The sequence below is a fragment of the Nonomuraea longispora genome (genome assembly GCF_004348345.1).
GTDB classification, from domain to species: domain Bacteria; phylum Actinomycetota; class Actinomycetes; order Streptosporangiales; family Streptosporangiaceae; genus Nonomuraea; species Nonomuraea longispora.
Genome location: NZ_SMJZ01000068.1, coordinates 1 through 22,039 on the forward strand (window position 1 = coordinate 1; position 22,039 = coordinate 22,039).

The window sequence follows — 22,039 nt, forward strand, 5'->3', positions numbered from 1 at the left end:
CCGCCGCCCACCGAGCGTCTCGGGCAGGTCGCGGTGCCACCCGCCCGCAATGAACAGGACGAACAGGCACAAACCTTCACCAGCCGAAACTGATCAGGAGGGACGGCCACCTCGTGAGTCATCGAGGTCAACCGAGCCTGAATTCGAAGAACCCGCACAGGCCGGCCGTCATTTAGTCTTCCGCTCATGCCGACACGTCTGTCACCCCGCCTCGCTGCGGTCGTGAATGCGCTTCCCCTTCAGCCGCACTCGCGTGTCCTCGAAATCGGGTGCGGGCCCGGGGCCGCCGCACGAGCGGTCGCAGCCCGACTCACCACCGGCCACATGCTGGCCATCGACAGATCCGCTGCCGCCATCGCCCAGGCAGAAGCCGCCGCGATAGACGAAATCACGTCCGGCCGCATGAGCGTCCGCCAGGTCGCGGGCGAAGACTTCGTCCTGCAGGCTCACGAAGAGCCGTACGACATCGTGTTCGCCGTTCGCGTTGGAGCCCTCGACGGGCGACATCCCGAGGTTGGTCAGCGGGTGCTCCAGCGCATCGCCGCAGCGACCATGGCAGAGGCCCGGCTTTTCATCGACGGTGGCGATCCGCTTCGTGAACTGCTCATCCCGCGGACTTGAGCCGACGGATCGGCTGCATGGGGTTTCGTCCCCAATCGAGGTCGGAAGACCGGTGCGCGGTTGACTCCGAGAAGCCGTGGATGGCCCAACCCCGACTGACTTCGAAGAGCCGGCATACGTCGAAGCCGCTTCCAACGCTCAGGTAACAGACTGGACAGAAAGTGTCAAAACTCTAGCATTGCGATATGAAGGGATCCGTTCCGAAGCGCTGTCCCAGCGCGATTCCGTAAACCTGATCAAGGAGACAACGCGGCGATGGACAAGCTGACCCAGGAACTACGGGCAGCCACTTGGATCAAGTCCTCTCACTCGGGCAGCAACGGTGGAAACTGCGTCGAAGTGGCCGAACTGTCCCATGGACGCCGAGGTGTCCGTGACAGTAAGAACCCCACCGGCCCTGCTCTCATCTTCACCCCAGGCGAATGGCATGCCTTCGTCAGCGGCGTGAAGAGTGGCGAATTCGACTGACCACGGGTCCGACGAGGGAAGTTCCCGATTCGTCCTGCATTCGCGTCGAACCTCCCTCGCCGCCCTGAGCAGGCCGTCCAGGAAACCGGTTGGTCTCCCGGAGGGCGGCTAGTTTATCACTTCGGACGGGGGTGCACCGAGCCTGGGGATGAGTTCGGCGCGGATGACAGCGAAGCAGCTGTCCATATGACGGCGGAGGGCGGCGAGTTCGTCGCCGAGAGCCGCGAAATTGTGTCTCATCTCGGCCCGCATGTCGGCGATATCCGCCTGCATCTGGGCGATGTCGGTCATCGTGAAGCTGCCGTCTCCGGCATGCGTGCTCGCCTCGAGCGCCCGGAGACGCGTGATCAAGGCGAGGATCCGTACCTCTTCGTTCACCACATTCCTGCCTTCACGAAGCTGGGAATGGCAACCCGCACCGGTGTCAGGTGCGAGGTTTGACGGTGAGCATGGTGGCATACCATTGACGTTCATGCTGGTCAGCGCCCACGCCCGGGTGTGGTTCTTTCTCCCGGCGTCTGGCGTGTTTCTCCCTCCAGGAATGCAATTGAGCGCGGACGGCTGGGGAGATCTGTTCCTGGCGGACCGAGTCGTTGCCTTCGCCGCCACCGAATCAGGACCATTGTGCCGGTCGAGGCAAGTCGGGTGCCTATCAGCACGTTATGGCATGTCGCACATTGGCCGAATCGTACGATGACTCCGCACATCGCCACACTCTGAAGCGAAACTGTCATCAGCCATACCGATACACCTATCTGCGGGCAAACCTCGAACGCACCATACCTTTCACCGTGGTTCAACTTGTTTTGTTGATGTGCTGTTGATTACCGTGCGGTGATGTGGGCGACGCGCCACCTCCTGACCTGTTCCGGCGCAGCGAACCGTGTGAGGGGATCAACGTGGCTGACCTCGATCGCGAGGCGATGCGTGCCGTGGCGCAGCGGATCCAGCGGCTGTCCGACGAGCACTGGTGGTCGCTCGATCCCTCCTGCCGCCTGATGGAGAAGGATGCGTGGGTGGGGCCGACGGGCGGCCGGTTCGACGCCCAGCTTCACGCCGACCAGCGCGAACTGCGCGACCTGCTCAGGCAGGCCGTCCACAGCGCGAACCAGAAGCTGGCGTCCATCCCGGACAAGCCATGACCAGGTTCACCGGAGTCAAGCAGCCCGATTTCGACACGATGACGAGCAAACACACCGAGGCAGCCAGGCGGCTGGAAGAACTGGCTCAGGCTCTGCACGGTGAACTTCGGAGCGCGGGGCTCGACACGTCACCGGCAGCGCGGCTGCGGCAGTTGGCCGGACGAGTCACCACACAGGCCGAAGATCTACGGCGGCGGCAGAAACTCGTCCACGAGCTCCAACGGCAGAGGATCACTTTCGGCCGGAGCACGCCCGCCGGCAGCTTCCTCGAGATGCCCGACGGTCTGGAGGCGGCCAAAGGGCTGCTGGACGGCACGCTCGCCGGCCGTGCGGCGCTGAAGGCCGCGGACGGTGACGCCAAAGCGCTGGCCGAGCTGGAGAAATACGCGTCGAGCGGAGGGGATGCTGAGTTCGTCAAGGCTTTCCTCGGCACTCTGGGTGCCCAGGGCCTGACGCGGCTCCCCGGCTCGCTCGCCGCCCAACTGCGCGACGCCAGAGCCCACGGCGACGCCGAACGCGTCGCTCAGCTCGCTAGCGGTGGCAGCAAGGCGCTGCGCTTGCTGAGCGCCGCTCTGGCTAGAGGAACGAATCCGAAGAATCCGGCGTACGCGGGCGCCGGTTTCCTCCAGCAACTGGTGCAGCAGGGCCGGGCCCAGCACAAGACGGGTGGCACGACGTACTCCGGCTACCAGGCCCAGGCGCTCATCTGGCGAGCCCACGAGGGGAAGCCACCGTACTCGAAGGAGTTCATGGAAACCGTCGGACGCGACGTGATCGTCTACGAGTACGAGCAGCGCAAGGACGAATGGGCGGTGAGCAAGGAGCCACTGAGCCGTGTCTTCGCGGGCACCCAACTCCCCATCATCGACTTGGCCGGCGCGCTCGGCCTCGGCACCCTGCTGAGACCCGCGACCCATGCGGGCGCTCCGGGCGCCAAGGCCCAATCGTCCGTGATCGACGACCTGTTCCACGCGGCGAAGTCCAGCCGGGAAGCCTCCCATGCCTTGCTGAACCACACTCCGCCCGGATGGAAGAAATCCGTCCTGGACTACCTGCTGACGACCCGCTGGGAAGCCGCCCTCCACACGAAGGACCACGCACCGTTCAACGACCTGCTCGTGACCGCCACCACCGGCCAGGACGCCACATCCCAGAAGCTGGCAGCCGACCTGACGAAAATCCTTTCCACCGAGGTAAGAGGCGCCTTCGGCAAGGCCGACAGCGGCAACCTGGAAATCAGGAACCGGGACCTTCTTGATCGTTATACGGCCCTGAGCTACCCCCTGGCCCGCGCGATTGCAGCCAACATCGACCAGCTCTCCCGGCTCTACCTCAACCACGCGACCTTCGGCCAGGTCACGCCGCAAGATATGTCGTACGCGTTGCTGCTCGCCACTTCGAACGACGCCGGGTTCGAGGCACTGATACGCGCACAGACCGAACACATGCGAGCGGCACTCGACACCGTCCCTCCCGTGGGCCTCAACGCTTCCAACGCCGAACGACTCGGTTTCACCAAGGCGGACGTCAAGGAGTATGACTTCGACGGAGACGGACGGGTCGACAAGGCCGACATCATGCAATTCCTCACGGACCGGACCGTGGCCGAGGCTAGTCCCTTCAAGCACATCGTGGAGACCCGGCGCCAGGTACTGGTCGCTCAAGGGCTGGACGACAAGAAGGCGGACGAGGCTCTTAGAACCATGGTGGGCAACGCGCTGGGACTGCTTCCAGCGCCGGGAGCTCGGCAAGCGGGCGAAATCGCAGCCGGCGCCTTCGGGGAGTTGATCGGCAAGGGATACGACAAGCTCGCCGGAGTATCGTATGACGAGATTGCCAGGCAGGTGGCGCAGCACATGTCCGAACGCAGGCCCGGCTTGGACGAAACGCACCGAACACTTGCGGACAACCGCCTGGGTGTGGAGAGGCTGGCCGAGCAGATGCTCGCTTCTTCGATGCTGACCAAGGGTGTTCTTGACGACACTCGAATGGATGGCCGAATGTTCGCCATAGGAAATCCTCCCGCAATCAAACCTTTCGGCCAGATGAATCCGAAAGAATACAGCGACTTTCTAGAGTGGGCTCGCAAGAAGGGTGGCGGAAGCGATCTTCTTGATCGTTTCCATAACTCCTTCCGGCAGACCGGCGACGTGGAGGACTATCTCGATCTAGACATTCTCTCCTCCGGCGGTGACAAGTGAGTACATCTGTTCCACCTGCCGCACTAATCGCCTTTATGTTGCTCGCCGCATCTTGCACTACGACGAGCGATATCATGGGCTCCCCGGCACCTCCTCCTCGCCCCATCGTGGATTCGTCGCCCTATGTCTGCAGATTGGTACCGGAGAGTGCGTTCCGATTGGTAAGTGGCGTTACCAAAGTCCTGACGGAGAAAACGCGTGGAGACGAGAAGAGCGGCGATTGCTGGGCTCTTGACGTGAACCCGCGCCCGCTCGAGGTCGGTTGGCTCCAAGTTGGTGGTGGGACAAGCCAGGAACATCTGCAGTTCGTAGTGGACGACAGGCGTCAGCTCTACAGCAGGCACGGTGGCGTAGCACTGCCAAGGGGTCTCGGTGAGGGCATGGCCGCGTACATGCCAGATTCAGTGTTCGCCGACCAGCCCTATCAAGTGAGCGCGAGGTTCGCCTGTAGCGGGAAGGATCGGATGATTGACATCTACCTGGCCCGCGTTGCCGATGGTAGGGATGGGATCAAGGATCTGATCGAGCTCATGCGCATCGCCCAGAAACGCTACGGCGAGCTGTACGACTGCACGCCCGGCACCTAGAAAAGCACGGAGCCCACTCGACGCGGACCCCAAGGGCCGGGAGTGCGGTCGAGTGGGGGAGCGGTGGGCGGCCTTGTGGGCGCCCGGCCGACTATGTGCCAGGGGCCTCGCAGGTCCGTACGAGGCCCCGGCGGTGAGGATTCGAGGTCGGCGGAAGGGTCAGCGGAAGGCGCGGTTGACGGCGGAGATGATGGCCTTGAGGGAGGCCGTCGTCGCGTTGGCGTCGATGCCCACGCCCCACAGCACCTGCCCGTCCACGTCGCACTCCAGGTATGAGGCGGCCTTGGCGTCGGTGCCCGCGCTCATCGCGTGCTCCACGTAGTCGAGCACGCGCGCCCCCATGCCGACCTGGGCCAGAGCGTCGATGAAGGCGGAGATGGGGCCGTTGCCCGTGCCGGTCACCTCGCGGATCTCGCCGTCGAGGCGGATGTCGGCGCTGATGCGGTCGTGTTCTTCGGTGGACTCGTGGCGGTGGGCGAGGAGGCTGAGCCGGCCCCACCGGTTGGCGGGGTTGGGCAGGTATTCGTCGCGGAAGACGTCGTACATGGCGGCCGGGCTGATCTCGCCGCCCTCGGTGTCGGTGCGGGCCTGTACGACCTTGGAGAACTCGATCTGCAGCCGGCGCGGCAGGTCGAGCTGGTGGTCGGCCTTCATGATGTAGGCGACCCCGCCCTTGCCCGACTGGCTGTTGACCCGGATGACGGCCTCGTAGGTGCGGCCGATGTCCTTCGGGTCGATCGGCAGGTAGGGGACGGCCCACGTGTGGTCGTCGACCGGCACGCCCGCGGCCACGGCGTCCTTCTCGAGGTGTTCGAAGCCCTTCTTGATGGCGTCCTGGTGGGAGCCGGAGAAGGCGGTGTAGACGAGTTCGCCGCCCCACGGGTGGCGGGGGTGGACGGGCAGCTGGTTGCAGTATTCGGTGACGCGGCGGACCTCGTCGATGTCGCTGAAGTCGATCTCGGGGTCGACGCCCTGGGAGAACAGGTTCATGCCCAGGGTGACCAGGCAGACGTTGCCGGTGCGTTCGCCGTTGCCGAACAGGCAGCCTTCGATGCGGTCGGCGCCCGCCATGTAGCCCAGTTCGGCGGCGGCCACGGCGCTGCCGCGGTCGTTGTGCGGGTGGAGCGACAGGATGATCGAGTCGCGGCGCTTGAGGTTGCGGTGCATCCACTCGATCTGGTCGGCGTAGACGTTGGGCGTGGCCATCTCGACGGTGGCCGGCAGGTTCATGATGGCCTTGCGGTCGGGGGTGGGCTGCCACACTTCGGTGACGGCGTCGCACACCTCGACGGCGTATTCGAGCTCGGTGCCGGTGAACGACTCCGGGGAGTACTGGAAGCGCACGTCGACGTCGGTGGCGTCGGCGAGCTTCTTCACCAGTTTGGCGCCCTCGACCGCGATGGCGGTGATGCCGTCTTTGTCCTGGCCGAAGACCACGCGCCGCTGAAGGGTGGAGGTCGAGTTGTACAGGTGGACGATGGCCTGCTTGGCGCCCTCGATCGACTCGAAGGTGCGCTCGATCAGCTCGGGCCTGGCCTGGGTCAGCACCTGGATGACCACGTCGTCAGGGACGTGGCCCTCTTCGATGATCTGCCGGATGAAGTCGAAGTCGGTCTGCGAGGCGGCCGGAAAGCCCACCTCGATCTCCTTGTAGCCCATGCGTACCAGCAGCTCGAACATCTGGAGCTTGCGGTGCGGGTCCATCGGGTCGATCAGGGCCTGGTTGCCGTCGCGAAGGTCCACCGCGCACCAGCGGGGCGCTTTGGTGATGACCTGGTCGGGCCAGGTGCGGTCGCGCAGGCGAACGGGCTCGAACGGTTGGTAACGATGGATCGGCATGGTGCTGGGCTGCTGAGCGGTCATGACTGCTGCTCCTGAGTCGGACGGAAGAGAGCGGCCGACGCGCACGACAGGCTCCGCGGCGAGGGAGCCGGCCTTAGAGGCCCCCGCCGCGGCAGCTAAGCAGGAGGCCGCGCAGCATGACAGGAACGCTACCAGACGTCTCGCCATGCGCCGTCCCGGGTCCCAGATCCTGAGAAGCGGGTCGAGGCCGAGCCGGGTAGGGCCCAGGGGTGGCCGGGGTTCGGAGTTCGGGTCGATCCGGAGGCGGGCCCAGGAATCCGCCGGGGTTCAGAATTCGGATCTCGGGTCGGTCCGAGGGCGGGCCCACAGCTCGGCCAGGGCCGATGCTCAGTCGGGGATGAGGACGCTGAGGCAGGTCACGCAGCCTTCGAGTTTCTCGTACTCGGAGATGTCGACGGTCGTCACGGCGAGTCCGCGCTGTTCGAGCATGGCGGCGGTACGCGGCGCCGACGCGGCCAGCAGGACGCGGTCGTCCCCGAGCGGCACCACGTGCGCGCCCGGCTCCTCCTCCGGCACGAGCAGCCCGGGCAGGTCCACGTGGCGGGGATCGCCGATGAGGGTCCCGTCGGGCAGCGCGGTCACCCCGGACTTCAGGTGCAGCACGCCCCGCATGGTCACGGGCACGACCTCGCGTTCGGGAAGGAGGGCGGCCAACTGGGCGATGCCCTGGTCGTTGGAGCGCACGGACCTGCCGGCGTACAGGGTGTCGCCGGTCTGCAGCACGTCGCCGCCTTCGAGCGTGCCCGGCTCGGCGATCCTGACCACCGTCAGCCCGAGGTCGTGTACGGCCGCCGCCACGGAGTCCACCTCCGGCCGCCGCTCCGGCGCACCCGGCCTGGTCAGCACCGCCAGCCGCCCCGACACCACCACGGCGTCCTCCACGAAGGGCGCGTCGGGCAGATCGTCGGCGGGCGGCACGTGGACGGGCCGCCACCCGGCGTCCGCCAGGGCCTCGACGTACGCGTCATGCTGGGCGAGGGCCCGCCGGTGGTCCACGGGTTCGCGTTCGATGTGGGTGACGATTCCTTCGGCGATTCGGGGACCGGGCTTTCTTACCAGCGCAATACCAGGCATAGGGCGTCTTCTATCACGAGGTGATTAGAGTCTTGGGCATGCGGGACGACGAGATTCTCACCAGGATCAGCGCTCTGGTCAGCGAGGAGCACACGCTCCGCGACAAGCTGGCCGCGGGCGAGGTGACCACCGACGAGGAGCACGCGCGCGTCAAGGAGCTGGAGACGGCCCTCAACCAGTGCTGGGACCTGCTCAGGCAGCGCCGGGCCAGGCGTAACGCGGGTGAGGACCCCGACGACGCCGCGGCCAGGCCGGTCCGCGAGGTGGAGAACTACCGCCAGTAGGCGGCGGAAAACCTGTCGCCCGGCTGCGGCGGGTGCGCTTGGCTGACCTCATGCGGATCCAGCCGATCGATCTCGACGACCAGCCGGACGACCTGGTCGCGGGCCTGTACGACGCCTACGTGGCCGCCGCCGCGGCCGACCACCGCGGCCCTCTGCCGCGGCTCGCCCGCTTCCACCGGGATTTGTGCACCCCCGACCTGGGCAGGCGGGCCGAGGCCTGGGTGGCCGTCGAGGACGGTAAGGTCGTGGCCGGCTACGGCCTGTCGCTCCCGCTGGTCGACAACGCTCACCTCGGGGTGATCTCCGCGCTCGCCGTCCACCCTGAACGCCAGCGGCGCGGGCTCGGGACGGAGTTGTTCGCGCACGTGCTCGGCCGCCTGCGTCACCACGGCAGGCGGCTGCTGCTCGCGGAGACGCCCGTCACCGGCGCCGGCGCCCGTTTCGCGCGGGCCCGCGGCATGGAGGTGGCGCTCGCCGAGGCCCGCCGCGTGCTCGACCTGCGCAGGGCGGACTGGGCGGCGCTCGAACGCATGATCCCCGAGGTCGACGGCTACCACGTCGAACGGTTCGAGGGACCGGCGGGTGCCGAGCTGGTGCCCGATCTCGCCACCCTGATGGACGGCATGAACGACGCCCCGCGCGACAGCGGCGTCGAGGACGGAATCTTCAGCCCGGAGCGCGTACGCCACCGGGAGGAGGGCATCGTCCCCGGTGGCCAGACCTGCTACACCTCGATCGCCCGCCGCGACAGCGACGGCGCCCCCGCGGGTTACACGCGCATCTACGTCAACGGCGACCGCTCCGACGGTTGGGCGGGCCAGGCCGACACGACGGTGCTCGGCGCGCACCGCGGCCACCGCCTGGGCCTGCTGCTCAAGGTGGGCAACCTGCTGTGGTTGCGCGAGCGCGAGCCGCACGTCGAACGCATCCTCACCTGGAACGCCACCGGCAACAGACACATGCTCGCCATCAACGAGGCCATGGGGTTCGAGCTGTTCGACGAATGGAACCAGTGGCGTATGGAGGTCCAGGCGCGCGTGGAACCTGGGGCGTACGAGGGCTAACCTGACCGTCTGTGACCATGGAGGCGCTGAGAGACGGAGACCCCAGGCAGGTGGGCCCGTACACCCTCCTGGGTCGGCTGGGTGAGGGCGGCATGGGCGTCGTCTACCTGGGCCGCGCACCTGACGGCACGCGGGTGGCCGTCAAGCTGATCCACGCCAGGATGGACGCGGACCCCGGCTTCCGGCGCCGTTTCGCCCGCGAGGTGTCGGCCGCCAAGCGGGTCGCCCGTTTCTGCACCGCTCCCGTCCTCGACGCCGACGTCGAGGGCGACGTGGCCTACCTGGTCACCGAACACGTCGAGGGGCCGAGCCTCGGTGACGTCGTGCGGTCCTCGGGGCCGCTCAGGGGCTCGGCTCTCGACGGGCTGGCCGCCTCGATGGCCATGGCCCTGCGCGCCATCCACGGGGCCGGGGTGGTGCATCGCGACCTCAAGCCGTCGAACGTGCTGCTGTCGCAGGTGGGGCTGAAGGTCATCGACTTCGGCATCGCGCAGCTCGCGGACGCGGAGGTGAGCAGCGCGATCGTGGGGACGCCGTCGTACATGTCGCCCGAGCAGGTGTCGGGCGCCACTATCGGGCCGGCGTCGGACATCTTCTCGTGGGGCTGTACGGTCGCCTTCGCCGCCGGGGGCGTGCCGCCGTTCGGGTCGGGTTCGGTGCCGACGGTCCTGCTGCGCATCGTCAACGAGACCCCCGACCTGCGCGGGCTCACGGGGCCGCTGCGGGAGCTGGTGGTGGCGTCGCTGACGAAGAATCCGGCGCTGCGTCCCACGGCCCAGGACCTGATGGACCGCCTCAGCGCCTCGGACATGCCGGGCAGCGGCGCCTCCGCGGGCGGTACGGCGCTGCCGGGAGGCGCAGGAGGCGGGCGGCCGACCGCTCAGGGCGTCACCGCGGGAACGACAGGCTCGGGTGCCACTTCGGGAACCGGCCCGGGTGCCACCACAGGGACGACCGGCCCGGGTGCCACCACAGGGACGACCGGCCCGGGTGCCACCACGGGGACGACCGGCCCCGGCGGACGCGCCGGTGACGGCGCCGGAGGGCCGCACCATCCGGGAGACCACGAACCGCCGGACGTTCCCGCGGGCGGAGAAGGCGGTGAGCCCCGGCACAGGCCGGCGGCGGGCAGGCAGCGCAAGGTGGTGGCGGCCGCGTCGGCTGTGATCGTGGCGGTGGCCGGGGTGTCGGCGGCGCTCATGTGGCGTGATCAGGGCAGCGCGGGCACCGGCTCCACCCCCGCACGCAACGACGCCGGCGCGACGCGACAGGCCCGGGAGAACCCGCTCAGGGCCCGGTCCGAGGTCTCGTTCTACTCTCCTCCCGAGCCGGGCGCGAGCAGGCAGGCGGCTCTGTGGACGAAGGAGCGCCCCGCGGACGCGGAGCTGATGAGCAGGCTGGCCGCGGTCCCCCATGCCATCCGCCTCGGCCGGCCCGAGGTCAGGTCGAAGATCGACGAAACGATCAGGGCGGCGGGCGGGCGGGGAGGCGTCCCGGTGTTCCTGGTCAACCGCCTGCCGGGCGGCGACTGCCTGCCGGTCGAGCCGGCGGAGCCGGCCGCGTACCAGGAGTGGATCAAGGGCGTCGCCCACCAGATCGGCCAGGCCGGGGCGGTGGTCATCCTGGAGCCGTCGAGCCTGGTCAAGCTGCCGGGGACGGAGAAGTGCGACAAGGACGGCTCCCCCGACCAGCGTTACCGGGACCTCCGGCAGGCCGTACGCAGCCTCAAGTCCAACCCCCGCACGGCGGTCTACCTCGACGGCAGCCAGGACTTCTGGCCGGGGACCGACGTCATGGCGCGGCGGCTGATCGCGGCGGGGATTGAGGAGGCGGACGGGTTCTTCGTCAACACCGCCGGATTCGAGCGTACGGACGAGAGCGTCGAGTACGGCAAGGCGCTGTCGGCCTGCGTCAGCGTCCAGCTGAGCACAGGCCGCGACGCGTGCCCGAAGGACGTGCCGGTCGACCGGTCGAGGATGCCGCACTTCGTGGTCGACACGGCCAGGAACGGCCAGGGTTCGTGGGAGCCGGCGAAGAAGTACGACGACCCGCAGGTGTGGTGCAACCCTCCGGGCAGGGGCGTCGGCCCGCGGCCCACCACGGCAACGGGCGAGGAACTGGTCGACGCGTACCTGTGGATCGCGCGGCCGGGCACGTCGGGCGGCCGGTGCAGGCGCGACACCGACGGGGAGAAGGATCCCGAGCGCGGCGTCGTGTCCCCGGAGCTCGGTGAGTGGTGGGCCGACCTGGCGCTGGAGCGGGCGAAGAACGCGAATCCGCCACTCCGGTGAGCCCGCGCCGGGAGATATCAGCATGAACTCCCGCGGTCCGGTCCTCCACAATGGGGATGTGACTGCACGCTTGCGCATCGCCTCTGAGCTGAGGATGTTCCTGCCAGTGAGCCGGCGACGCGAGTGGCAGGAGGTGGCTCCCGACGGCACCTCCACGCTGGGGCACCACGTCGAGTCCATCGGCATCCCGCTGACGGAGGTGGGCCCGCTGATCCTGGCCGGCGATCGTGGCGTGCCGCCGTCCTACCAGCCCGCGCCGGGCGACGTGGTGGAGGTGCACCCGGTGCCGCGCCCGCAGCAGTTGCCCGAGGAGCCACGGTTCCTGCTGGACGTGCACCTGGGGACGCTGGCGCGGCGGTTGCGGCTGCTCGGCGTCGACACCGCCTACCACAACGACATGGACGACCCGGAGCTGGTGGTGCAGGCGAACGAGGAACGCCGGGTGCTGCTGACGCAGGACCGCGGCCTGCTGCGCCGCCGCGCGTTGTGGCTGGGCGCGTACGTCCGCGGCTCGCGCCCCGCCGACCAGCTCCGTGACCTGCTGGAGCGCTTCGCGCCGCCGCTGCGCCCGTGGACCCGCTGCACGGCGTGCAACGGCGAGCTGGAGCAGGTCGACAAGGTCGAGGTCGAGCCGCTGCTGGCGGCCGGCACGCGGCGCAGCTACGACGCGTACGGCCGGTGCGGGGAGTGCGGCCAGGTCTACTGGCACGGCGCGCACAGCGGGCACCTGGAGGAGATCGTACGCACGGCACGAGCCTGGGCGTCATGACGCGACGGTGAGGACGCCGGCCGGCCGATCCGCCGCATCGCGCCGGCACGGCCCCGAGAGCTCGCGGCCCGGCCGCCCGTCAGGCGGCCCAGGGGCCGATGCCCGACACCCGCTCCACCTTGATGCGGCCGATCAGTGCGGTCGGCGAGGTTCGGTTGGCGAAGGGATAGCCGGTGCCGAGGTAGCGCTGTGCCTGCCGGTCCATGAAGGTGGCGAACCTGTCAGGAATGCCGGGGCCTTCGAAGGTCACGGTGCCGCGTACGACGAGGTGCTGTCGCAGCCCCTCCGGAGAGTTCCTGTCGTCCTCGACGAGCACCGTGACCCGCGGATTCGACCACAGGTTGCGGACCTTGACCCGGTGGGCTTCGACGCCGAACACCAGGTCGTCCCCATCCTGTGACACCCACATGAGGCTGACCTGGGGCGAGCCGTCGGGGTTGACGGTGACGAAAGTGGCGTAGCGGTCGGTTTCGAACAATCTGTGCGCGCACGCCGGCAGCTTCTGCTCAGTCATGATCCCAATGTAGGAAGCCGAGGGGAACCGCTGGGTACCCTGGGAACCATGGGTGACTTTCCCGGCTATGGCGACGTTTTTCTCGCTGACTGCCCCGCCCGGCTGGCGGTCGAGGTGATCGCGGACAAGTGGTCGGTCGTGGTGTTGTACGCGCTCAGCCGCGGACCACGCCGGCACGGCGAACGGGTCGATCTGATCGGCGGGATCTCCAAGAAGATGCTCACCCAGACGCTTCGGCGGCTCCAGCGGTACGGGCTGGTCAGCAGGGAGGCCCATGCCGAGGTGCCGCCACGGGTCGAGTACGACCTCACCGAACTCGGCACGACCCTGACCGAGCCGATCGCCATGCTCACGCGGTGGGCCGAGGAGAACGGCGACGCCGTCCTGGCCGCCACTTAGGCACGTGGCCGTGAGGTCGTCCGCGAGGTCGCCGGCGGCGGCGGTCGTCCTCTCGCAAGGGTGGCGTGATGCGTTCCGGACATGCGGTGGCCTGCGGTGGGCCGTGCCGCGGGCCCGGTCCTGGCGTGCGTCCAGGGAAGCCCGGCGGCCTGCACAGAGTGATGGCCCGGAGCCGGCTGTTTAGAAAACGTTTCGTTCTCAATGGGTGAGGTCTATGGTGGTTAGAGAACGATACGTTCTCTAGGGGGCGATGTCATGGGCTTCGTGTTGTCGGGCCTCATTCTGACAATGCTGCTGGGCGCGCTCGACCAGACGATCATGGCGCCCGCGCTCCCGGCCGTGGCGGGCAGCCTGGGCGGGCTCGACCAGATGCCGGTCGTCGTCACCGCCTACCTCGTCGCCGCCACCGTGGTCATGCCTGTCTACGGCAAGCTCGGCGACAGGTACGGCCGCAAGCCCGCCATGCAGGTGGCCATCGTGGTGTTCGTGGCCGGAGCCGTGCTGTGCGCGCTGGCCACCTCGATGCCGCAGTTCATCGCCTTCCGCGCCCTGCAGGGGCTGGGCGGTGGCGGGCTCGTGATCGGCGCCCAGGCCATCGTCGGCGAGATCGTCAGCCCGCGCGAAAGGGGCCGCTATCTCGGCTTCATCGGAGCCGCCTACGTCGTGGCCGCCGTGGGTGGACCGCTGATCGGCGGGCTGTTCATCGACCGGCTGAGCTGGCGGTGGATCTTCGCCATCTACCCACCGCTCGGCCTGATCGCCCTGATCGTGCTGAGCGTCACGTTGCGGCTGCCGAAGCCCCGTACGCGGGCGCCGCTCGACGTTGCGGGCGCGCTCACCCTGGCCGTCGCCGTGGTCGGCGTGGTCATGGTGGGGCAGACACGCGACCCCGTATACCTGGTCGTGGCCGCTGCCGGGCTGGTGGCCTGGCTGGTCAGCACCCGGTACGCCAAGGACCCGATCCTGCCGTTGCGGCTCTTCCGTGACCGGGCCTTCGCGATCCCCGTGGCGATCAGCCTGCTCCTCGGGTTCGCGCTGTTCGGGACGATCACGTACATGCCGGCCTACCTGCAGATCGCCACGGGCACCAGCGCCACGCAGGCGGGGCTGCTGGTGACCGCACTGATGGGCGGCGTGCTGGTCACGACCATCGTGTCCGGCCGGCTGATCACGCGGACCGGGAAGTACAAGGCCTACCCTGTCGCCGGCACGGCCGTGGCGGCGGCCGGACTCGGGCTGATCGGTCTGGCCGGCGGCTCGGCGCTCGGGCTCGCCCTGGCCATGCTGCTGACCGGGCTGGGCGTCGGGCTCGTCATGCAGACCATGGTGCTGGCCGCGCAGAACGCCGTGGAGTACGCCGACCTCGGCACCGCCACCTCGTCGGTGACGTTCCTGCGCCAGATCGGCGCCTCGGCCGGGGTCGCGCTGGTAGGGGCCCTGATCACCATGAGGTCCGGCATCGCCGCCACCGATCCGGCGGCCCTGCCCGCCGGTGTGCGCGAAGCCTTCACCGCCGCCGTGCCGCCGGTGTTCGCGGCCATGGCGCCGCTGCTGGTGGTGGCGTTCGTGCTCGCGCTCGCGCTGCCGGCGCGGCCACTGCGCACCACCGCCCACACCGAGGACGAAGCGGTGGACGCCGGGAACCGGCAGTGAGCGCTGAGGACCGGGGCGCCCATGGCGAGAGATTCGTGAATGCGAGGAGAACGGGTGATGGAAGGCGAGGAGCGGTGGTGACCGCGCCGCGGCCGTACGCCGGAAGCACATGTCGTGGTCGCCGGTCCGGAGTGGATGACGAGGAGATGACGTGAAAGCCGAGAGAGACCGTGAAAGCCGGGAAGCGCCCCGAAGCCTCGTCGCACCCCTGGACGCCTTCGGCCATGACGATCTGGCCGTGGCCGGCGGCAAGGGCGCGAACCTGGGGGAGCTGGTCAGGAAGGGCCTGCCGGTGCCGGGTGGTTTCGTCGTCACCACCCACGCGTACGGGCTGGTCGCGCAGGGCCATGACACGCGCGAGTACTTCGAGCGAGCCGAACTGGCCGCCGACCTGGCGGAGGCGATCGCCGACGCCTACGCCGGTCTCGGCGGCGGGCCCGTCGCCGTGCGCTCCAGTGCCACCGCCGAGGACCTGCCGGGGGCCGCGTTCGCCGGTCAGCAGGACACCTACCTCAACGTGGTCGGCGAGGAGGCGCTGTTCGACGCCGTGCGCCGCTGCTGGGGTTCGTTGTGGACCGATCGCGCGAAGGCCTACCGTGCGAGGTTGGCCATCGACGGTTCAGGGGTGCGGATCGCGGTGGTGGTGCAGAGCATGGTGGAGGCCGAGACGGCCGGGGTCATGTTCACCGCGAACCCCGTCACCGGCGACCGCGCGCAACTCGTCATCGACGCCAGCAGCGGCCTCGGGGAGGCCGTCGTCTCCGGGCTCGTCACGCCCGACCACTATGTGGTCGGCGCCTCTGGGAACGTCGACTTCACTCCGGGCCGCCGCGAGGTGGTCATCCGGGGTACCTCCGGCGGCGGCGTCAGCCGCGAGACCGGCGCGGCGGACGCCGCCGAGCGGCTGCCCGATGCGGTGGTGGAGGAACTGGCCCGGCTCGGCCGGGACGTCGCCGCGCACTTCGGGCGCCCCCAGGACATCGAGTGGGCCTACGCGGGCGGCCGGGTGCACCTGCTGCAGGCGCGGCCGATGACCGCGCTGCCGCCGCCACCGGTCGGGAAGCTCAACCCGATCCAGCGCCGGCTGGTGACCGTTCTGCTCGAATACCTCCCTGAGCGGCCGTACCCGATCGACGTGACGACCTGGCTGCCGTACGGCCCGGCCGCGCTCATGCGCAAGATCACGTCCTCGTTCGGGATCCGGGGCGCGTTCGAGAACTTCCTGCGCGAGGAGGACGGGGTCGTCTACCAGCTCGTGCCGCCGAAACCGCATCCGACGCCGAGGATGTTGCTCACCCCGTTCCGGCTCCTCGCCAGGGCCAGACGGTACGACCCCGCCCGCTGGACCGAGGACCCGCGCTACCTCGACTATCTCCACCGGGCCAGGGAGCTGGCCTCGCGCGATCTCGGGTCGATGCCGTGGGAGCGGCTGGTCCGCGTGCCGAGGGAGGTGCTCGACGTCGTGCAGCCGGTGGCCGGCCTGCGCATGGACTACCTGCCGGGCTCGGGGCTCGCGCTGCTGCGGCTGCTGATGGCGGTCCGGCTGCTGGGCCGCCGCGAGCTGTTCGGCGACCTGCTGTACGGGGCGCGTACCCGTACCACCGACGCCAACGAGGCGCTGGAGCGGCTCGCGCGGGTGGCCAGGCGCACCGGAGCGCTCGACGCGGACCCGTTGCCGGCCGAGTTCGAGGGCGAGTTGCGGAAGTTCCTCGCCGAGTACGGTCACCGGGAGACGTCGAGCCCCATCCTCGTCACCCCGCCGACCTGGGCGGACGCTCCTGAGGCCGTGCTCGGCCTGGTCAGGGCGCTGGCCGGCGCCCCACCCGGGAAGAAGGAGGGCGAGGACGCGCTCGACCGCCTGCTCCGTCACCCGCGCCTGCGTTCCGAGCGCCGCCGCGCCCGGGTGCGGCGCTGGGTGGCGGCGGCCCGCGCGGGCGTCGCCTTCCGCGAGGACAGCCACTTCTCCTTCACGCTGCCGCAGCCCGTCCTGCGCAGGTCGCTGGTGGAGATCGGCCGCCGCCTGGCCGACGTGTGGGTGCTCGACCGGCCCGAGGACGTCTTCCACCTGCGGCTGGAGGAGCTCGAAGCGATCGGGGACGTCACCGCGCTGTCCGTGGACGACAGGGAGCGGCTGCGCGAGAAGGTCAGGGCGCGGGCGGCCAAGCGGGAGGAGCTGTCCGGTGTGCGGCTGATCGACCCGGCCGCGGTCTTCCCGTCCCGCGCGACGGGCGACGCGCTGCTCACCGGGTCGCCCGCGAGCGGCGGCGTCGCGACCGGGCCGGTGAAGCTGATCAGGGAGCCGGCCGACTTCGGCAAGCTGAAGGGCGGCGACGTGCTCGTCTGCCCGTACACGAACCCCTCGTGGACGCCGCTCTTCCAGCAGGCGGCGGCCGTGGTCGTCGACACGGGCGGCGCGGGCTCGCACGCGGCGATCGTGGCCAGGGAGTACGGCATCCCGGCCGTCATGGGCACGGGCACGGGCACGTCGGTGCTCCAGGACGGCGACATCGTCACCGTCGACGGCGGCGCGGGCACGGTCGCCCGCGTTACCTAAGATGCGTGTCATGGTCACCGACCACCGCAAGCTGCCGCGGCGCCGGGGAGAGGCGCTCCACGCGGCCATCTACCAGGCGACGCTCGACGAGCTGGCCGAGGTCGGCTACACCGGGCTGACCATGGAACGGGTCGCCGAGCGGGCGAGGGCCAGCAAGGCCTCGCTCTACCGGCGCTGGCCCTCCCGCATCGAGCTGGTGATGGAGGCGGTCTACAGCTCGCTGCCCACCCCGGAGTCCTCGCCCGACACCGGCAACCTCCGCGACGACCTGGTGGCGATGCTGAGCCGTACGGCGCAGGCGTTGTCGGGCCCGGCCGGCGAGGCGATGCGCGGCCTGCTCGGTGAGGCGCTGCGCAGCGAGTCGCCGCTGAGCGCCATGCGCAGGAGCACGCAGGGCGTCGGGAGGAAGATGATGGAGGAGGTCGTCCGCCGGGCCGTCGAGCGGGGCGAGGTCGATCCCCGCGACGTCACCCCTCGACGGCTCGACACCGGGCAGGCGCTGCTACGGCACCATTTCCTCTTCCAGGGCACGCCCATCCCGGACAGCCTCGTGGTCGAGATCGTGGACGAGGTGCTGGTGCCGCTGCTCAAACGGCGGTGAGCGGGCTTGTCACGGTCCGGCTCCGCCTGAGCGCGTGCCGCGCGGCCAGCCCGGCCATGCAGACGCTGACCAGCGCGCTCACGGTGACCGCCGCCGCGAACGTCCACGGCGCCTGCGCCAGACCGAGCAGCGTCAGAGCCGCGACGGGCAACCAGGCCAGCGCGGTGACGATGGCCGCCACCGCGAGCACCTTGGCGCCGGTCCCGGCCTCGGACGTCAGCGAGGGAACCTCCGCCGCCACCGTGAACACGGGCAACGACAACGCCAGGACGCCCGGGACGAAGAAGCCGCCCGTCATCGCGTCGCCAAGAGGCCCGGCCGAGGCCGTCGCGTAGGAGAGGTAGCCCAGCAGCACGATGGGGACGGCGACGGAGAGCGCCGTCGTGACCACGCGCCGAGCCCTCTCACGCGTCACGAGCCCATGCACGGGGTCGTCCATGGCGCCGCGGGCGGCGAGCACGACCGGCGTCATCGCCAGTGCTCCCATGACGCCCGCCGTGGCGAACAACGACGTCGCCATGCCCTGCAGCGTCTGGGCGAGCGTCCCCATGTCGGTGGCCTCGGCCCAGGCGCGGTGCAGGCTCTGCCGGTCGCGGGTACTCGGATTCCACAGGAACCACAGAGCGGCGCCCAGGACGTACAGGACGGCGGTGGCGGGAACGCGGAACGGCCGCCGTCCCGGGATGCGCCGGTGGTGGAGCCACGCGTCGGCCGCGCCCCCGATCAGGTCGAGCACCGTGCGCACGCGCACCGGCCGGGAGGCGACCAGGTCGGCGACCTCGTCGCCGTAGCGCTGCCGCCACGCGTGCGGATAGAGGCTCACCATCGACCTGGCGATGACGCGCAGGATCATGTCGTCCCCCAGACGGTCGCGGTGCGCCGTGCGCCCGCCTGCTCGATGCGCCGCAGCGTGGCGAGCTGCTCCCGCAGCGCCTCGCGCCCCCTTTCCGTGATCCGGTACGGCTTGCGCCGCTCGGCCGTCTCGACCGCTTCGATCCACGCGCGCTCCTCCAGCCGCATCAGCGCGCCGTAGAGCGTGCCGGGCTCCAGCGCGGTGCCCGAGAACTTCTCGATGTCGTGGATCATCCGGTAGCCGTGTTTCTGCCCTTCGGCCAGGCTGATGAGCACCAGCAGCGCCACGTCGGTGAAGCGGCCGAGCTCGGATGTCTTCCGTGCCATGTAGTCAGTAAAACTTAGTAAGTCTTACTGAGCAATCCCGATCGTGTCCGCCGCGAGTCGCATCGCGTGCTCGAACGCCGTCCTGTGGTTCTCGATCACGTTGTTGAACTGGCCGAACACCTCGAAGCCGACCCACCCGTACAGCGCGGTCCACGCCGAGACGGCTCGCCAGATCACCGCGTCGGGCACGCCCGGCATGAGCTCGCGGAACGAGCCGGCGTCGCGTTCGAGCTCCTCGGGGGCGTGGTCCGCGGGCGGGGTGATCGCGCCGGCCTCCCAGGCGTCGGAGATGATCCGGCCGTACACGGCGACGTCGCGCACCCTGGCCGCGATGGTGTCCTGGGGCGCCTGGTAGCCGGGTACGGGGGAGCCGTAGATCAGGGCGTATTCGTGCGGGTGTGCGACGGCCCACTCGCGCACCGCGTGGCAGGCGGCCAGCCACCGTCCGGGGAAGTCGTCGCGGGGGCAGGCGGACCCGGCCTGTTCCACGGCCTCGCCCAGGGCGTTGTAACCGTCGACGATCAGCGCGGTGAGCAGGTCGTCGCGGCTCGGGAAGTAGCGGTAGATGGCCGAGGAGACCATGCCCATCTCCCGTGCGACGGCCCGCAGCGACAGGCCGCCCGCTCCCTCCGTGGCGAGCTGGCGCCGCGCGATGTCGGTGATCTCCCTGGTGAGCTCGGCCCTGACACGTTCTCTTGCGGTACGGCTGGCAGTCATGCTCCACAGATTATCAGAGCGGTGCGAAAAAACGAGAGCACTGCTCTTGACGGCCATCGCTCTTTTGAGAGAGCATCGCTCTCGTAAGGAACGGGTGGTCACTGGAGCCCCGAGCCGGGCCGGCCACCTCCGCGGCCGCCTTCGCCGCGCTCTTCGTCAACGCGGTTCTCCGCATCGTCTGGAAGCAGGTCTGCACATGGGTAAGCACGTCGTCGTGGGCTCCGGCCAGGTCGGCACGCATCTGGCCGCCAAGCTCGTCGCGCAGGGCCACGAGGTCGTCGTCGTCACCCGCTCGGGCCGCGGTCCCGACGGGGCGGTCAAGGTGGCCGCCGACGTCGCCGACCAGGCCAGGCTCACCGAGCTCGCCAAGGGCGCCGACGTTCTCTACAACTGCGTCAACCCTCAGTACCACCGCTGGCTCACCGACTGGCCGCCGATGGCCGCGTCATTCCTGGCCGCCGCCGAGTCGAGCGGCGCCGTGCTGGTGATCCTCGGCAACCTCTACCCGTACGGGCCGGTCTCCGTGCCGATGACGGAGGACCTGCCGCTCGCCTCCACCACCCCCAAGATGCGAGTACGCGCGAAGATGTGGACCGACGCGCTGGCCGCGCACGAGGCCGGCCGGATCAGGGTGACCGAGGTGCGCGGCTCCGACTACTTCGGGCCGGGCGCGACCGACCAGTCCTACCTGGGCGAACGCTTCATCGGGCCGCTCAGGGCGGGCAAGACCGTCCCGCTCGTCTGGCCGGCCGACATGCCGCACAGCTGGACGTACCTGCCGGACGTGGCCGACGCGCTGATCACGGCGGGCGGGGACGAGCGGGCCTGGGGCAGGCCGTGGCACGTGCCCACCGGCGCGCCGCTGACCTTCCGCCAGCTGGGGGAGAAGATGGCCGTGCTGCTGGGGCGGCCCGCCCCCCGGATGAGGCAGCTGCCCTGGCCGCTGCTGCGGGCGGTGGGGGTGTTCTCGCCCTTCCTCGGCGAGCTGAAGCACACGCGCTACCAGTTCGTCGCGCCGTACGTGCTCGACTCCTCGGCGTTCCAGCGTACGTTCGGCGTGGCGCCCACCCCGATCGAGGACGCGCTCAAGGCTACGCTCGACGCGTGAAGACAGCCCTGATCGGCCTGGGCGACATCGCGGAGAAGGCCTACCTTCCGGTGCTCGCCGCCCAGCCCGCCCTCGACCTGCACCTCTGTACGCGCAACACGGCCCGGCTGGACCGGCTCGGCGACACCTACCGGATCGCCGCCCGGTCGTCGAGCGTGGACGAAGTGATCAAGGCCGGCGTCGAGGCGGCGTTCGTGCACGCCGCGACCAACGCCCACCCCGAGATCGTCGAGCCGCTGCTCAGGGCGGGTGTGCACGTCTACGTCGACAAGCCGATCGCCTACACCCTCGCCGAGTCCGAGCGGCTCGTGCGGCTGGCCAGGTCCGAGGGCCGGTCTCTGATGGTGGGGTTCAACCGCCGGCACGCGCCCGGATATGTCGGACTTGCCTCTCATCCACGCCATCTCCTCCTCATGGAGAAAAATCGCGCTAATCACCCCGACGCGCCCCGACGGGTGATATTCGATGACTTCATCCACGTGGCGGACACCCTCAGATTCCTCGCGCCCGGCCCGGTCACCGACACCACGATCAGGACCCGCGTCCGCGACCGCCTGATCGAGCACATCGTCCTGGAGCTGTCCGGCGACGGTTTCACCGCCATCGGCGTCATGAACCGGGTCGGCGGGGCCTCCGAGGAGTCCTGCGAGGCCATGGGCGACGGCGCCAAGCGGCGCGTGGTCAACCTCGGCGACGTCATCGAGTACAAGGGCGGCGAGAGCCTCGTCAGGCGGCCCGACTGGGTGCCGGTGGCCAGGCAGCGCGGCATCGAGCAGATCTGCCTGGAGTTCCTCGCCGCCGTACGCGAGGGCCGGGTGATCGACGCCGGCGACGCCCTGGCCACCCACGCGCTCTGCGAGCAGATCGCCGAGCACGCCGCCTGACCTCTGGGCAGTGCCCGCCGGACGCCGCCCGGCCCGCGACGGGCGGCCCCGTCGCGCGTGCCCGAG

The 22,039-nt window shown here is 69.6% G+C and carries 22 protein-coding genes; 15 read left to right on the plus strand and 7 right to left on the minus strand.

The features are described from left to right. Positions 1-186 precede the first annotated feature (186 nt). Together E1267_RS19140 and E1267_RS19145 are read left to right on the plus strand one after the other, a co-directional pair. Complete coding sequence (locus E1267_RS19140) at positions 187-621, plus strand: methyltransferase domain-containing protein (protein ID WP_132333940.1); 435 nt, start codon at positions 187-189, stop codon at positions 619-621. Positions 622-876: 255 nt separating this feature from the next. Then, complete coding sequence (locus tag E1267_RS19145; RefSeq protein ID WP_132333941.1) at positions 877-1,089, plus strand: DUF397 domain-containing protein; 213 nt, start codon at positions 877-879, stop codon at positions 1,087-1,089. A gap of 108 nt (positions 1,090-1,197) precedes the next feature. Here the strand turns inward: E1267_RS19145 and E1267_RS19150 are convergent, their stop codons facing one another. Beyond that, the gene (locus E1267_RS19150; RefSeq protein ID WP_132333942.1) at positions 1,198-1,467 is read right to left on the minus strand and encodes a hypothetical protein; all 270 of its coding nucleotides are present in this window, start codon (positions 1,465-1,467) and stop codon (positions 1,198-1,200) included. A 521-nt stretch (positions 1,468-1,988) separates the two neighbouring features. Here E1267_RS19150 and E1267_RS19155 point away from each other — a divergent pair. The 3 genes from E1267_RS19155 (at position 1,989) to E1267_RS47305 (ending at position 5,019) form a co-directional block, all read left to right on the plus strand. Further along, positions 1,989-2,231 carry a hypothetical protein gene (locus tag E1267_RS19155; protein ID WP_132333943.1) on the plus strand — a complete coding sequence of 81 codons (243 nt, stop codon included), beginning with the start codon at positions 1,989-1,991 and terminating at the stop codon, positions 2,229-2,231. Beyond that, positions 2,228-4,432: a hypothetical protein gene (locus E1267_RS19160; protein ID WP_132333944.1), complete on the plus strand. Its 2,205-nt coding sequence runs from the start codon at positions 2,228-2,230 to the stop codon at positions 4,430-4,432. Before E1267_RS19155 ends, E1267_RS19160 begins: the two co-directional genes overlap by 4 nt. A gap of 464 nt (positions 4,433-4,896) precedes the next feature. Next, complete coding sequence (locus tag E1267_RS47305) at positions 4,897-5,019, plus strand: hypothetical protein (protein ID WP_281283659.1); 123 nt, start codon at positions 4,897-4,899, stop codon at positions 5,017-5,019. Positions 5,020-5,178: 159 nt separating this feature from the next. Here E1267_RS47305 and leuA read toward each other — a convergent pair whose 3' ends face one another. Beyond that, complete coding sequence (gene leuA, locus E1267_RS19165; RefSeq protein ID WP_132333945.1) at positions 5,179-6,882, minus strand: 2-isopropylmalate synthase; 1,704 nt, start codon at positions 6,880-6,882, stop codon at positions 5,179-5,181. 327 nt (positions 6,883-7,209) lie between these two features. Next, on the minus strand, positions 7,210-7,956 hold the full coding sequence (ddaH, locus tag E1267_RS19170; RefSeq protein ID WP_132333946.1) for a dimethylargininase: 747 nt from the start codon (positions 7,954-7,956) through the stop codon (positions 7,210-7,212). 38 nt (positions 7,957-7,994) lie between these two features. On the opposite strand from ddaH, the gene E1267_RS19175 reads away from it, so the two are divergent. The 4 genes from E1267_RS19175 to E1267_RS19190 are packed head-to-tail and all read left to right on the plus strand — an operon-like array spanning position 7,995 to position 12,364. Next, a complete protein-coding gene (locus E1267_RS19175; protein WP_132333947.1) occupies positions 7,995-8,240 on the plus strand; it encodes a DUF2630 family protein in 246 nt (81 codons plus the stop codon). Positions 8,241-8,290: 50 nt separating this feature from the next. Continuing rightward, a complete protein-coding gene (locus E1267_RS19180; RefSeq protein WP_132333948.1) occupies positions 8,291-9,304 on the plus strand; it encodes a GNAT family N-acetyltransferase in 1,014 nt (337 codons plus the stop codon). Between the two features lie 17 nt (positions 9,305-9,321). Beyond that, complete coding sequence (locus E1267_RS19185; protein ID WP_132333949.1) at positions 9,322-11,595, plus strand: glycoside hydrolase family 6 protein; 2,274 nt, start codon at positions 9,322-9,324, stop codon at positions 11,593-11,595. A gap of 22 nt (positions 11,596-11,617) precedes the next feature. Further along, positions 11,618-12,364, plus strand: a complete 747-nt coding sequence (locus E1267_RS19190) for a Mut7-C RNAse domain-containing protein (RefSeq protein WP_132333950.1) — start codon at positions 11,618-11,620, stop codon at positions 12,362-12,364. A gap of 79 nt (positions 12,365-12,443) precedes the next feature. Here the strand turns inward: E1267_RS19190 and E1267_RS19195 are convergent, their stop codons facing one another. Beyond that, a complete protein-coding gene (locus E1267_RS19195) occupies positions 12,444-12,878 on the minus strand; it encodes a TIGR03618 family F420-dependent PPOX class oxidoreductase (protein ID WP_132333951.1) in 435 nt (144 codons plus the stop codon). A 48-nt stretch (positions 12,879-12,926) separates the two neighbouring features. Here E1267_RS19195 and E1267_RS19200 point away from each other — a divergent pair, with 48 nt between their 5' ends. From E1267_RS19200 to E1267_RS19215, 4 genes are all read left to right on the plus strand, one after another. Beyond that, positions 12,927-13,277, plus strand: coding sequence for a winged helix-turn-helix transcriptional regulator (locus tag E1267_RS19200; protein ID WP_132333952.1), 351 nt, complete (start codon positions 12,927-12,929; stop codon positions 13,275-13,277). A gap of 255 nt (positions 13,278-13,532) precedes the next feature. Further along, positions 13,533-14,930 carry an MFS transporter gene (locus E1267_RS19205; protein ID WP_132333953.1) on the plus strand — a complete coding sequence of 466 codons (1,398 nt, stop codon included), beginning with the start codon at positions 13,533-13,535 and terminating at the stop codon, positions 14,928-14,930. A 151-nt stretch (positions 14,931-15,081) separates the two neighbouring features. Continuing rightward, on the plus strand, positions 15,082-17,484 hold the full coding sequence (locus tag E1267_RS19210) for a PEP/pyruvate-binding domain-containing protein (protein WP_132333954.1): 2,403 nt from the start codon (positions 15,082-15,084) through the stop codon (positions 17,482-17,484). A gap of 1 nt (position 17,485) precedes the next feature. Next, positions 17,486-18,085 (plus strand): TetR/AcrR family transcriptional regulator, encoded by a 600-nt coding sequence (locus E1267_RS19215; RefSeq protein ID WP_220449571.1) that lies wholly within the window; start codon positions 17,486-17,488, stop codon positions 18,083-18,085. Here E1267_RS19215 and E1267_RS19220 read toward each other — a convergent pair. From E1267_RS19220 to E1267_RS19230, 3 genes are read right to left on the minus strand one after another with little or no spacing between them, the layout of a single operon-like run. Further along, entirely contained in the window at positions 18,072-18,938 is an 867-nt protein-coding gene (locus E1267_RS19220) for a hypothetical protein (RefSeq protein ID WP_132333956.1), read from the minus strand. The two genes, E1267_RS19215 and E1267_RS19220, sit on opposite strands and share 14 nt — an antisense overlap. Then, a complete protein-coding gene (locus E1267_RS19225) occupies positions 18,935-19,264 on the minus strand; it encodes a PadR family transcriptional regulator (protein WP_132333957.1) in 330 nt (109 codons plus the stop codon). The genes E1267_RS19220 and E1267_RS19225 overlap by 4 nt, the downstream gene beginning before the upstream one ends. A 24-nt stretch (positions 19,265-19,288) precedes the next feature. Then, complete coding sequence (locus E1267_RS19230; protein ID WP_132333958.1) at positions 19,289-19,981, minus strand: TetR/AcrR family transcriptional regulator; 693 nt, start codon at positions 19,979-19,981, stop codon at positions 19,289-19,291. 196 nt (positions 19,982-20,177) lie between these two features. On the opposite strand from E1267_RS19230, the gene E1267_RS19235 reads away from it, so the two are divergent. Continuing rightward, positions 20,178-21,089, plus strand: coding sequence for an NAD-dependent epimerase/dehydratase family protein (locus E1267_RS19235; RefSeq protein ID WP_132333959.1), 912 nt, complete (start codon positions 20,178-20,180; stop codon positions 21,087-21,089). Then, on the plus strand, positions 21,086-21,973 hold the full coding sequence (locus tag E1267_RS19240) for a Gfo/Idh/MocA family protein (RefSeq protein WP_132333960.1): 888 nt from the start codon (positions 21,086-21,088) through the stop codon (positions 21,971-21,973). Before E1267_RS19235 ends, E1267_RS19240 begins: the two co-directional genes overlap by 4 nt. Positions 21,974-22,039: the final 66 nt, after the last annotated feature.